An 11,914-nucleotide genomic window follows, 5' to 3' on the forward strand; every position below is an offset into this window, starting at 1 on the left:
CCTTGCCCGCGCCCCGGCGCGGTGCCGACAGCCTATGCGGTACACGTGTGCCGGTCACCGGCCCACCGGACCCCGGCCCTCCGCCCCACCCTCTCGAACACCCCCGCGAGAGCCCGTCAGTTGTGTGACCAACCGTCACCGCACGTGACGGTGGAGTCCCGCCCCAGCGTGTCGCACCGCCCCAGCTTCCGCAGCCGCCACGGCATTTGGCACTCTGTGTCCTCCGGGCGAGGGCCCAGGGGAGGGAAGACGACCATGAACACGATGCCGACCGGAGGTACCGACGTGCGGGCCGGCGACCCCCGCATCGGCTGGAGCGACAGCACCGAACCTCCCGCCCCCGCCCTGCTGCACCGCCGCGACGGCATCCTGCCCGCCGTCGCCGCCGCCCTCTCCGTACGCGGCGCCACCCTCACCGGCACCGCCGCCCGCGGCGACCAGCCGGCCCCCCTGCACCACCTCGTGCAGGACTTCCTCGACACCCTCACCAGCGGCCAGCGCGACCGCTTCACCGGACGGTGCGCCGAGACGATCCTCATCTCCCGGCACCTCACCGCGGCCGACGCCACCCGCAGCAGGCGCTCCGCCCGCCGCCCCATGACCAACGGCGAGGCCCGCAAGTCCCTGAAGCACGCCAAGCTCACCGCCCGCCGCATACGCGAGGACGGTGACCCGCTGCACGGCTCCTTCGCCACCCCCTGCCGCGCCTGCGCCGCCCTCAGCGCCCACTTCGGCGTCCGCATCGTCGACCCGGCCGGCACCGGCGACTGACCCCGCCCCGCCCCCGCCGGGCCCCCGAAGCCAGCTCACCAGCACGACGATCGACAGGGCAGATGCACTCCGACCGCACCTCATCCCCCAGGCCCACCGCACCCCACGGGCCGGGCGGCACCGCACCCCGCTTCCCCGGCGCCGTCGACAACGCGCTGCGCACCGCGGGCTGGCACCCCGGCCGCTGGGACATAAAGCAGGCCGAGATCTGGGCCGACACCCTGCGCGAACACCTCTCCCCCGCAGGACACCGGCACGCCGTCTTCCCCGCCGCCGTCGAAGCCTGGGCCGAGTTCGGCGGACTCCGCATCACCCCCACCGGCACCGGCCGGCAGATCGCGCCGGCCAACCTCCACCTCGACCCGCTCCAGGGCCTGCACCTCGCCCGCACCCTGGGCGACCTCGGCCGCGCGCTCGGCACCGAACTCAGCCCGCTCGGCGAGGAGACCGACACCGCCGCCCTCCTCGCCATCGACACTCAGGGCCGCGTCTACACCCTCGACCACACCGGCGACTGGTACCTCGGCCCCGACATCGACCACGCGCTGACCGCGCTCATCGCCGGCACCCAGCCCGCCCGCCTCACCACCGGCTGACCCCCGCGGCGCCCTTCACCGCGAACACCCAGCGGTTGGCGGCCAGCGCGTCGTCCGGCTCCGGCCGCGGGCCCCGCCCGTACCGGCGGACATGGTCGTACGGCGTCCCCACCTCGGTCCGCCAGCCCCGGCCCGCCAGATCCGCCGCCGAGTCCGGACGCGGATCGCCGTCGAACAGCGCCGGCAGATCCACCCCGAGCCGCTCCCGCGCCTCCGCGTACACCGGGCTGTCCCGCACCGCGCGGGCCTCCTTCAGCAGCTTCACCTCGTACCCGAGCATGCTGTCCGGCGCGCTCAACTCGTCGACGACCGCGACCAGTCGGCGTTCGGCGGCCGCCGGGAGATACAGCAGCAGCCCCTCCGCCAGCCACGCCGTCGGCAGCCCCGGCTCCAGACCGGCGCCGAGCAGCGCCGCCGCCCAGTCACCGCGCAGATCCACCGGCACCGGTACCCGCCCCGCCGACGGCACCGCGCCCGCCCGGGCCAGCACCCGCTCCTTGAAGCCGAGCACACCGGGGCGGTCCACCTCCCACACCGTGCTGCCCGACGGCCAGTCCAGACGGAAGGCCCGCGTGTCCAGGCCCGCCCCCAGCAGCACGAACTGCCGGATCCCGGCCCGCGCCGCCGACCGCAGCGCGTCGTCCAGCACCCGCGTCCGCAGCCCGAAGTACCGCGCCAGGCGCCCCCACACCGGATCGGCGTCCCCACGCGGCACCTCCTCCAAGGACACCGGCCAACGCGCCGACACCGGCGCCGCCCGCACGAAGCACTCCGCGTACGGGTCACGCGCCAGCGCGTCCGGACGGCGCGCCTCGATCGCCCGCGCCGCCGCCACCAGCAGCGCGGTCACCCCCACCCCCGCGTCCACTCCGAAGTCACCGGCACCGGACCGGCCTGCCGCACCGACGGTTGTGATGACCCCTCCTCGGTCGAAGGACACACGGCCCACAGCTCCGGATCCGCACGCGTCGTCAGCCGGGCCCCGTACACCCGCCGCATGAACGACAGGATCACCGGCTCCGGCAGATGCAACGGCGTTGTGCAGTCGGTCAGCACCGACACCTCGAAACCCTTCTGGAACGCCGTCCGCGCCGTCGAATCCACACACACATCGGTGAACACCCCCGCGAACACCAGCCGCACCACCTCCCGCTCCCGCGGGTACGCCTCGAACCCCTCCGCCAGGAACGCGTCGAAACACGCGTACTTGGTGAACACCCGCTCCCGCGCGGCCGGCACCACCCCGTGGAACTCCGCGCCCCTGCTCCCCGTCACGCACTTCGGCCGCCTGCCCCGCGCCCGGTCCCGCCACCGCCAGCTCGCTCCCTGATGCCCGACGTCCCCCAAGAACCGGACGAACACCACCTCCACCCCGGCCGCCCGCGCCTGGTCCACCACCCCGGCCGCGGCCCCCGCCGCATCCGCCAGCACCCCCGGATCGCTCCCATGACGGGCGGCGGCCGACGCATCGCAGAAATCGTTCTGCAGGTCGACCACCACCAGCACCACCCCCCTCACGCCCCCGCCACCAGCGCCTGCGCCCCCGCTCCCGGACCCGGCACCCCCAGCCCCGCCAGCACCCCGGCCACCACCTCACCCGTCGACGCCGAACCCCCCACGTCCGCCGTGCACACCCCCCGCGCCGACAGCCCCGCCAGCGCCCCCTCCACCGCGGCCACCGCCCCCGCACACCCCACGTGCCGCTCCGCCACGGCCGCCGCCGCCCGGATCGTCGCCACCGGATTCACCAGATCACGGCCCTCGAGATCGTCCGCCGAGCCGTGCACCGTCTGGAACTCCACCAGCCCCGCCACCCCCGGCAGCAGATGCACGTTCTCCGTGAACCGGCTCTCCTGCCGCTCACCCCCGAACCGGTCCAGCAGCACCACATGCATGATGTCCGCCCACTCGTTCCCCGCCACCACCACCGTCCTCGGCGGCAGCCCGTGCGCGATCAGATCCCGGTTCACCGTGTCCGGCTGGCACGACCGGATCTCCACCCCGTGCCGCTCCGCCGCCCGCCGCACCCAGTCGTCCAGCGCCCCGTCCAGCAGATGGAACTTGTACGCCATCACCACCCGCGCCGCCCCACCCCCCGGCCACACCAGCCGCGCCCGCGCCAACGCGCAGCCGATCACCTCGTTCGTGATCCCCTCGCTGAACTCCATCGTCCGCACCACACGCCCCGGCTCATGCCGGTTCTCCCCCGTGTAGAACCCCTGCGCCTGATCCCGCACCAGCAGCAGCTCCGGCGCCACCCCGCCCGGCGGACCCCCCAACCCGTCCACCTTCACCGCACGCAACCGCTGCCGCACCAGATACAACGACTGCGCGTTGACCGCCGTACGGAACACCGCCGAGACCCCCCGGCCCGCCAGCCCCCGACAGAACGCCTCGTACTGCGCCGCGTCCTCCTCGGTCAGCGCCGCGACCCGCTCCGGCGCCTCACCCCGCAGCGACACATACGAGTGGTAGACCCGCTCCGAACGCTCCACCCGCACCGGCACCCCCTACGCCCCCGCCAGATGCCCCAGCACCCGCTCGAAGACCCCGGCCACCTCCGCGCCCGTACCCCGCCCCAAGGCGAGCCCCACGACCGTCACCCCGGACCGCCCCTCTCCCCGACCGACCCGCCCCGCCCCCGCCTCACACCGCCGCGCCCACCAGGTGATCCCCCGGAATCCCCGCCTTGTCCGGCGCGTAGAAGTCCTCGATCCCCGCCACCCAGGTCGCCACCGCGATCCGGTCCTCCCCGTCCGGCCCGAACGCGTCGAACAGCGCGTCGATGTTCGGGCCCGCGAAACCGATCGCCCGCATCAGCGCCGTGAACAGCGGCCGCTCGATCACCCCGTCCCCGTCCGGATCACCCAGCGCCGCCAGCGCCTCCGCGAACTCCCGCACCGTCCCCGCGAACCGCTCCGGCGCCAGCACACACGCCCGGTACTCCTCCAGCGTGATCCGCCCGTCCCCGTTCGCGTCCAGCTCCCCCTCCAGCGTCTCCCAGTACCGCTGGAACGCCGCCGACATCCGCGCCCGCGCACCCTCCCCCGAACCCTCCGCCGCCGCCGTCACCCGCGACGCCATCAGCTCGAAGTCCTCCGGGTCCAGACGACCGTTGCCATCCGCGTCGAACAGCGAGAACACCAGCGTCACCCGGTCGATGGCCTCAGTACGCATGACCGACCAGACCCCTTCGTCGACTCGCCCCGAACCCCTCGGCACGCACCGACACACTGCGTCCCCGAAGCCCCCCGCATGCCGCACGCCGGCCACGTTCATCCAATGGGTGGATTCAGCACCTACCGAGGATTGGACGGCGAACACGACATGAGCGGCCACCGCGGAACCCGGCCCCTACGCGGCCGGAATCACCGCCGACACCCGGAAACCCCCCGCATCCGTCGGCCCCGACACGAACACACCGCCCAGCGCCACGACCCGCTCCCGCATCCCCAGCAGACCATTGCCGCCCGACGGCAGACCCGCCGACGCCGAGCCCGGCTCCGGCGGCGAATCGTTCTCCACCTGCATCGCGAGCTCCGCCGCCCGATGAGCGAGCCGCACATACGTCTTCGCACCCGCGGCGTGCTTGTGCACGTTCGTCAACGCCTCCTGCACCACCCGGTACGCGGTCTGCTCCACCTCCGCCGGATACGACCGCAGTTCCCCCTCCACCGACAGCGCCACCACCATCCCGGCCGCCGCCGACTGCCCCACCAGCTCCTCCAGCTCCGACAGACACGGCCCGTCCACCACGACCACCTCGGCCGCCGCCTTCGACGCCGCCTCCGCCGCCGCAGCCCCCACCGCGGCCAACGGCACCGGAACCGGCTCCGGCTCCACGCGCCGCCGCACCGCCTCCCCGGAATCCCCCGACCGCAGCACCCCGAGCATCTCCCGCAGCTCGGTCAGCGCCTGCCGGCCCATGTCCCCCACCAGCGCCGCGTTCCGCACCGCCTTCTCCGGGTCCTTGCGGGCCACCGCCTGCAACGCCGCCGCGTGCACCACCATCAGACTCACCCGGTGCGCCACCACGTCGTGCATCTCCCGCGCGATCCGCGTGCGCTCCTCGCTCCGCGCCCACTCCGCGCGCTCCTCCGCCCGCTCCGCGAGCAACTGCAGCTCCCGCTCCAGGCTGTCCGCCCGCTCCCGCAGGCTCTCCATCAGCCGGCGCCGGGCCCCCACGTACAGCCCCAGCAGCAGCGGAGGCGCCGTCAGACCCAGCGAGGTGGTCACCGCGGCGAACGGCACGAACCAGTCGCCCAGCGTCAGATCACCGCGCGCCATGTCCTGGCGCACCCGCACGAACGTCACGATCATCGTGCCCACCAGCGACATGCCCGCCAGCGCCACGATCACCCGGCGCGGCAGCTCGCACGCCGCCAGCGTGTACAGGCCGACGATGCCCATCAGGAAGCCCATCTGGGCGGGCGTCACCGCGATCGCCACCAGGACCACCGCGACCGGCCACTTCCGGCGCACCAACAGCACCGAACCCGCCAGCAGCCCGAACACGACACCGAGCCACACCGGCACGCCCGCGTCCCGCGCGAACGGCACACCCTCCGCGCCGCACTCCACCGCCGACGCCAGCCCCAGGCCGACGTCCAGCACCGCACCGCGCCGTCTCTCCCACCACCATGGGCCGGTCGGCGCCCTGGTGTGGTCTTCCCCCGTCGTGGTCATGCCCTCCAGCCTACGGGCGCTCCCGGTGGCATTTCCGGTGACTTTCTCCTACCCACCCGGACCACGGACCCCTCCGTCACTCGAACTACTGAACTCCGCCGTACGGGCCCCGGAGGCTCACATTCCGCCCGGACGATATGCAAATGGCACATTCACCAGGCAAAACCTCCAAGTACGCCGACTTCGAAGGCCTCCGCGCCCAGGCGGTCACCCTCCGCCGCCAGGGCATGAGCCTCCGCCAGATCCGCGACCACCTGAAGATCCACAACAACGACCTCCTCAACCGCCTCGTCCACGGCGAACCGGCCCCGGAGTGGACCAAGCGCCCCAACGCCAAGGACGACCTCCGGGAGCAGGCACGGGAACTCCGCCGCCAGGGCTGCACGTACGACCAGATCGAAGCGGCACTGGGTTGCTCGCGCAGCTCGGTGTCGCTGTGGGTGCGGGATCTGCCGAAGCCCGAGCCCCGGGACCCGACCGAGCAGGCGAAACTGGCCGCGCGGAAGAGGTGGGATCACGAGCTGGCCATCCGTGACGAGGAGCGCCGACGGACCAAGGAGGAGGCCCGACGGAGGGTCGGCGCGGTGTCGGAACGCGAGTTGTTCCTGGTCGGCGTCGGGCTCTACTGGGCGGAGGGGGCCAAGGACAAGCCGTACGACCGTCGCGAGAACGTCACGTTCGTCAACAGCGACCCCGGCATGATCACGACCTTCCTCGCCTGGCTCGACCTGCTGAGCGTGGAGCGCGAGCGGCTGCGCTTCACGGTGATGATCCACGAGACAGCGGACGTGCCGGGCGCCGAGCGGTTCTGGGCCGAGGTGGTCGACGCGGACCGCGCCGCCTTCAACAAGACCTCCCTCAAGAAGCACAACCCGAAGACCGTCCGGCGGAACACGGGCGAGGACTACCGGGGTTGCCTCGTGATCAAAGTCCTGAAAAGCGCAGACTTGTACCGTCGCATCGAGGGCGCCTGGTACGGCATAGTGGAGGCCGCGCGCGAAGCCGATCAATCAAATCGGACATAGCACGCTATTCATCCCGGATCGTCTAAGGGTAGGACAAACGGTTTTGGTCCGTTGAATGAGGGTTCGAATCCTTCTCCGGGAGCCCACAGCAGTCACCTTCGAGGTTCGGGTCCCGACCGGCACACCCCCGGCGGGACCCGCTCTCATGTCCGCCAAAAGGCCCCCCGGTATTCTGCCGCCAGTCACCACCTCTTCCCAGAGCCGAAAGGCAACCCCGTGAGCGCCATTCGCCCGGCAGCCGTCGTCGTTCTCGCAGCGGGTGAGGGCACCCGTATGAAGTCGGCCACACCGAAGGTCCTGCACCAGATCTGCGGCCGCTCCCTGGTCGGTCATGTGCTGGCCGCCTCCCGTGAGCTGGACCCCGCCGAGCTGGTGGTCGTCGTCGGCCACGCCCGTGAGCAGGTCGCCGCGCACCTCGCCGAGATCGACCCCGAGGTCCGCACGGCCGTGCAGGAGCAGCAGAACGGCACCGGGCACGCGGTGCGCATGGCGCTGGAGGAGCTGGGCGGCCCGGTGGAGGGCACCGTCGTGGTGGTCTGCGGCGACACCCCTCTGCTGACCGCGGACACCCTGGCGGCCCTCACCGCCACGCACCAGGCGGACGGCAACGCCGTGACCGTGCTGACCGCCGAGGTCCCGGACGCGACCGGTTACGGCCGGATCGTCCGGGACGGCGCGAGCGGCGCGGTGACCGCGATCGTGGAGCACAAGGACGCGACCGACGAGCAGCGGGCGATCGCCGAGATCAACAGCGGTGTGTTCGCGTTCGACGGCCGGCTGCTGGGGGACGCGCTGAAGCAGGTGCGCACCGACAACAGTCAGGGCGAGGAGTACCTGACCGATGTGCTGGGCATCCTGCGGGCGGCCGGGCACCGGGTGGGTGCGTCGGTGGCGGGTGACCACCGGGAGATCGCCGGGATCAACAACCGGGTGCAGCTCTCGGAGGCCCGCCGGACGCTGAACGACCGTCTGCTGACGGCCGCGATGCTGGATGGCGTGACCGTGGTGGACCCGGCGACGACGTGGGTGGACGTGACGGTCGGCTTCGGCCGGGACGCGGTGGTGCACCCGGGTACGCAGCTCACCGGTGCGACGCGGATCGGGGAGGGCGCGGAGGTCGGCCCGAACAGCCGTCTGAACGACACGGTGGTGGGCGTGGGCGCGCGCGTGGACAACACGGTGGCGGACGGCGCGGTGGTCGGCGAGGGCGCGACGGTGGGTCCGTACGCGTATCTGCGGCCCGGTACGCGGCTGGGTGTGCGGTCGAAGGTCGGTACGTACGTGGAGACGAAGAACGCGTCGATCGGTGAGGGGACGAAGGTTCCGCATCTGTCGTACGTGGGGGACGCGACGATCGGTGATTTCACGAACATCGGCGCGGCGAGTGTGTTCGTGAACTACGACGGTGAGAGCAAGCACCACACGACGGTGGGGTCGCATTGCAAGACCGGTTCGGACAACATGTTTGTGGCTCCTGTCACGGTCGGGGACGGCGCTTACACCGGCGCGGGGTCCGTGATCACGAAGGATGTGCCGCCCGGTGCGCTGGCCGTGGCCCGTGGTCAGCAGCGGAATATCGAGGGCTGGGTGGCTCGTAAGCGTCCGGGGAGCGCGTCCGCGAAGGCGGCGGAGGCGGCGTCCCGGCCGGGCGTGGACGAGGGCTGAGGGAAGGCTCGCCGGAAACGGTCGCGTCGAACACGGCGTACCGTGATAAGTGCACAACCGCACCCCTACCAGCCGATTCGGCCCTCTCGTGCCCCGTCGAGAGGTCGCTTGGCCGGCGGCTGGCTGAGAACCTCTGAGGAGACAGTGCTGTGACCGGGATCAAGACGACCGGCGTGAAGAAGATGATGTTCTTCTCCGGCCGCGCCCACCCCGAACTTGCCGAGGAGGTCGCTCACAAGCTCGGTGTGGGGGTCGTCCCCACCAAGGCGTTCGACTTCGCCAACGGTGAGATCTATGTGCGTTATCAGGAGTCGGCGCGTGGCGCGGACTGTTTCCTGATCCAGAGCCACACGGCGCCGATCAACAAGTGGATCATGGAGCAGTTGATCATGATCGACGCGCTGAAGCGGGCGTCGGCGCGCTCCATCACGGTGATCGTGCCGTTCTACGGGTACGCCCGGCAGGACAAGAAGCACCGTGGCCGTGAGCCGATCTCGGCGCGTCTGATCGCGGACCTGATGAAGACGGCGGGTGCGGACCGCATCCTGACCGTGGATCTGCACACGGACCAGATCCAGGGCTTCTTCGACGGTCCGGTGGACCACCTGTTCGCGCTGCCGCTGCTGGCGGACTACGTGGGCGCGAAGGTGGACCGGTCGAAGCTGACCGTGGTCTCCCCGGACGCGGGCCGGGTGCGGGTGGCCGACCGCTGGTGCGACCGGCTGGGTGCGCCGCTGGCGATCGTGCACAAGCGCCGGGACAAGGACGTGGCGAACCAGGTCACGGTGCACGAGGTCGTGGGTGATGTCGAGGGCCGTATCTGTGTCCTGGTGGACGACATGATCGACACCGGTGGCACGATCTGCGCGGCCGCGGACGCGCTGTTCGCGCACGGGGCCGAGGACGTCATCGTGACGGCGACGCACGGTGTGCTGTCGGGTCCGGCGGCGGACCGGCTGAAGAACTCGCGGGTGAGCGAGTTCGTGTTCACCGACACGCTGCCGACGCCGGGTGAGCTGGCGGCGGATCTGGACAAGATCACGGTGCTGTCGATCGCCGGGACGATCGCCAGCGCGGTGCGTGAGGTGTTCGAGGACGGTTCGGTGACGAGCCTCTTCGACGAGCAGTGAGGTTTCTGCAGGTCCTCTGAGGGGCGGCGGAAGATCCTTTTGGGCGCGGCCCCCTTGCCGAGTAGACTGCGACAGTTGCTCGGCGAGGGAGGCCGCGCCCGTGTTTCACGGGTGCCGGTTGTCCGTTATCGACGCGCTCTTCGTAGCAGGCCGTTCGTGGCCGGGTGACCACGTCCCATCTACCTGTACGAGGAGTGATCCGTATGTCCGAGGTCAAGCTCGCCGCCGAGTCCCGCACCGAGTTCGGCAAGGGTGCCGCCCGTCGCATCCGCCGTGAGAACAAGGTTCCCGGTGTCCTCTACGGCCACGGTTCCGAGCCGCTGCACCTGACCCTGCCGGGCCACGAGCTGCTGCTGGCGCTGCGTACGCCGAACGTCCTGATCGCCCTGGACATCGACGGCAAGACCAACGAGCTGGCGATCCCGAAGTCCGTGCAGCGCGACCCGCTGAAGGGCTTCCTGGAGCACGTCGACCTGCTGCTGGTCAAGCGTGGCGAGAAGGTCACCGTCGAGGTCCCGGTCGTCGCCGAGGGCGAGCTGGCCCCGGGCGGCAACCTGCTCGAGCACGTGCTGAACGCGCTGCCGGTCGAGGCCGAGGCCACCCACATCCCCGAGTCCGTGACGGTCTCCGTCGAGGGCCTGGAGGCCGGTGCCTCCGTCCACGCCAAGGACATCGAGCTCCCCAAGGGTGTCTCCCTGGCCGTCGAGGGCGACGCCGTCGTCCTCCAGGTCCTGGCCGCGCAGGCCGAGGAGCCGGCCGAGGAAGAGGCCGCCGCGGAGGGCGAAGAGTCCGCCGAGGCCTGAGCCGTACCGGCTTGAATCATCCGGCAGCCGTCGTCCCCGTTCTCCGGGGGCGGCGGCTGCCGCATATCGAGGAGAGATGGGTCGTTGAGTACCCCCGCGAACGCCCCTTGGCTGGTGGTCGGGCTCGGTAATCCGGGGCCGGAGTACGCGATGAACCGGCACAACGTCGGTTTCATGGCGGTGGATCTGCTCGCGGAGCGGATCGGCGGGAAGTTCAAGCGTGCCGGCAAGGCGCAGGCGCAGGTGCTGGAGGGCCGGATCGGTCCGGTGGGTCCGGCGAACCGGCGGGTGATCCTGGCCAAGCCGATGTCGTACATGAACCTGTCGGGCGGTCCGGTGAACGCGCTGCGGGACTTCTACAAGGTGCCGCTCTCCCAGGTGGTGGCGGTCCACGACGAGCTGGACATCGACTACGGTGCGCTGCGGCTGAAGCTGGGCGGCGGCGACAACGGGCACAACGGCCTGAAGTCGATGACGAAGGCGATGGGCCCCGACTACCACCGCGTCCGCTTCGGCATCGGCCGTCCGCCGGGCCGGATGCAGGTGGCGGACTTCGTGCTGAAGGACTTCGCCTCCGCCGAGCGCAAGGAACTGGACTACTTCGTGGACCGCGCGGCGGACGCGGTGGAGTGCCTGGTCACGGAGGGGCTGGAGCGGGCTCAGTCGGCGTACAACTCGTAGCGTCCGGGAGGTCGGCGGCACCTTGGAGTTGACCCGCCGTAGGGGTATGGCCAATGATCCCGGCCATGCCTGCTGCCTCCGCCACTTCCGCGCGTTCCGGCTCCGTCGTCCGGGTGGGCCGGGTCGTGGCCGCGGGGGTGTTCGCCGCGCTGATCGTGTTCGCCGGGGCCTGGGGGTCCTGGGGGAGCGCGCAGCACGCGATGCTGCCCAAGGGGCGCGAGCGGGGCACGCTGACGGTGACGGACTGTCTGCCGGAGCGGTGTGCGGGCACGTTCAAGCCGCTGTCGCCCGGCGCCACCGCGCGGCCCTCCGTCCGCATCGAGCGGTCGGTGGTGGTGCGCGAGGGGCACAGCTACGACGTCGTCCTGGAACCCGGTACGGACGTCGCCGTGCGCGCGGGCGTCTCCGGTGTGCTGCTGGCCTGGCTGCCGCTCGGCGGCGCGCTGCTGCTGGCCTCGGTGGTGGTCGCGGGCGGCATGCGGATGCCCCGGGCGGCCTGGGTGCTGGGCCTGGCGGGCGCGGGCCTGCTGACGGCGGCCTTCGTGCTGTCCTGAGAT

General features: G+C 71.6%; 13 protein-coding genes and 1 tRNA gene. 9 read left to right on the top strand and 5 right to left on the bottom strand.

All coding sequences use genetic code 11. The features are described 5' to 3' along the window. Positions 1–255 precede the first annotated feature (255 nt). Both E5082_RS15165 and E5082_RS15170 read left to right on the top strand, forming a co-directional pair. On the top strand, positions 256–771 hold the full coding sequence (locus E5082_RS15165) for a YwqJ-related putative deaminase (protein WP_086690239.1): 516 nt from the start codon (positions 256–258) through the stop codon (positions 769–771). A gap of 62 nt (positions 772–833) precedes the next feature. Then, a complete protein-coding gene (locus tag E5082_RS15170) occupies positions 834–1,367 on the top strand; it encodes an SUKH-3 domain-containing protein (RefSeq protein ID WP_135791781.1) in 534 nt (177 codons plus the stop codon). Here the strand turns inward: E5082_RS15170 and E5082_RS15175 are convergent. From E5082_RS15175 to E5082_RS15195, 5 genes are all read right to left on the bottom strand, one after another. After that, positions 1,354–2,235 carry an SAM-dependent methyltransferase gene (locus tag E5082_RS15175; protein WP_135791782.1) on the bottom strand — a complete coding sequence of 294 codons (882 nt, stop codon included), beginning with the start codon at positions 2,233–2,235 and terminating at the stop codon, positions 1,354–1,356. The genes E5082_RS15170 and E5082_RS15175 overlap by 14 nt on opposite strands. After that, positions 2,214–2,885 (bottom strand): cysteine hydrolase family protein, encoded by a 672-nt coding sequence (locus E5082_RS15180; RefSeq protein WP_208766241.1) that lies wholly within the window; start codon positions 2,883–2,885, stop codon positions 2,214–2,216. The genes E5082_RS15175 and E5082_RS15180 overlap by 22 nt, the downstream gene beginning before the upstream one ends. Next, on the bottom strand, positions 2,882–3,868 hold the full coding sequence (locus E5082_RS15185) for an isocitrate/isopropylmalate family dehydrogenase (RefSeq protein WP_229918914.1): 987 nt from the start codon (positions 3,866–3,868) through the stop codon (positions 2,882–2,884). The genes E5082_RS15180 and E5082_RS15185 overlap by 4 nt, the downstream gene beginning before the upstream one ends. A gap of 145 nt (positions 3,869–4,013) precedes the next feature. Continuing rightward, positions 4,014–4,544, bottom strand: coding sequence for an EF-hand domain-containing protein (locus E5082_RS15190; RefSeq protein ID WP_135791783.1), 531 nt, complete (start codon positions 4,542–4,544; stop codon positions 4,014–4,016). A gap of 177 nt (positions 4,545–4,721) precedes the next feature. After that, positions 4,722–6,053: a sensor histidine kinase gene (locus E5082_RS15195; protein WP_135791784.1), complete on the bottom strand. Its 1,332-nt coding sequence runs from the start codon at positions 6,051–6,053 to the stop codon at positions 4,722–4,724. A 143-nt stretch (positions 6,054–6,196) separates the two neighbouring features. Here E5082_RS15195 and E5082_RS15200 point away from each other — a divergent pair, with 143 nt between their 5' ends. The 7 genes from E5082_RS15200 (at position 6,197) to E5082_RS15230 (ending at position 11,911) form a co-directional block, all read left to right on the top strand. Beyond that, positions 6,197–7,078 (top strand): hypothetical protein, encoded by an 882-nt coding sequence (locus tag E5082_RS15200; protein ID WP_135791785.1) that lies wholly within the window; start codon positions 6,197–6,199, stop codon positions 7,076–7,078. A gap of 11 nt (positions 7,079–7,089) precedes the next feature. Beyond that, a tRNA-Gln gene (locus tag E5082_RS15205) sits at positions 7,090–7,160 on the top strand. A gap of 134 nt (positions 7,161–7,294) precedes the next feature. Continuing rightward, complete coding sequence (gene glmU / locus E5082_RS15210) at positions 7,295–8,743, top strand: bifunctional UDP-N-acetylglucosamine diphosphorylase/glucosamine-1-phosphate N-acetyltransferase GlmU (protein WP_135791786.1); 1,449 nt, start codon at positions 7,295–7,297, stop codon at positions 8,741–8,743. A 149-nt stretch (positions 8,744–8,892) separates the two neighbouring features. After that, the gene (locus E5082_RS15215) at positions 8,893–9,873 is read left to right on the top strand and encodes a ribose-phosphate diphosphokinase (RefSeq protein ID WP_135791787.1); all 981 of its coding nucleotides are present in this window, start codon (positions 8,893–8,895) and stop codon (positions 9,871–9,873) included. Between the two features lie 203 nt (positions 9,874–10,076). After that, positions 10,077–10,676 (top strand): 50S ribosomal protein L25/general stress protein Ctc, encoded by a 600-nt coding sequence (locus tag E5082_RS15220; RefSeq protein ID WP_135791788.1) that lies wholly within the window; start codon positions 10,077–10,079, stop codon positions 10,674–10,676. A gap of 84 nt (positions 10,677–10,760) precedes the next feature. Next, the gene (pth, locus tag E5082_RS15225) at positions 10,761–11,357 is read left to right on the top strand and encodes an aminoacyl-tRNA hydrolase (RefSeq protein WP_135791789.1); all 597 of its coding nucleotides are present in this window, start codon (positions 10,761–10,763) and stop codon (positions 11,355–11,357) included. A 65-nt stretch (positions 11,358–11,422) separates the two neighbouring features. After that, entirely contained in the window at positions 11,423–11,911 is a 489-nt protein-coding gene (locus tag E5082_RS15230) for a hypothetical protein (protein ID WP_229918915.1), read from the top strand. The last annotated feature ends 3 nt before the right edge of the window (positions 11,912–11,914 follow it).

This window comes from Streptomyces griseoluteus, assembly GCF_004784465.1.
GTDB lineage: Bacteria > Actinomycetota > Actinomycetes > Streptomycetales > Streptomycetaceae > Streptomyces > Streptomyces griseoluteus.

Coding starts and splice junctions, on each gene's coding strand:
- E5082_RS15190 (WP_135791783.1), bottom strand. CDS start 4,544: ATGCGTACTGAGGCCATCGACCGGGTGACGCTGGTGTTCTCGCTGTTC.
- E5082_RS15165 (WP_086690239.1), top strand. CDS start 256: ATGAACACGATGCCGACCGGAGGTACCGACGTGCGGGCCGGCGACCCC.
- E5082_RS15195 (WP_135791784.1), bottom strand. CDS start 6,053: ATGACCACGACGGGGGAAGACCACACCAGGGCGCCGACCGGCCCATGG.
- E5082_RS15230 (WP_229918915.1), top strand. CDS start 11,423: ATGCCTGCTGCCTCCGCCACTTCCGCGCGTTCCGGCTCCGTCGTCCGG.
- E5082_RS15200 (WP_135791785.1), top strand. CDS start 6,197: ATGGCACATTCACCAGGCAAAACCTCCAAGTACGCCGACTTCGAAGGC.
- E5082_RS15220 (WP_135791788.1), top strand. CDS start 10,077: ATGTCCGAGGTCAAGCTCGCCGCCGAGTCCCGCACCGAGTTCGGCAAG.
- E5082_RS15170 (WP_135791781.1), top strand. CDS start 834: ATGCACTCCGACCGCACCTCATCCCCCAGGCCCACCGCACCCCACGGG.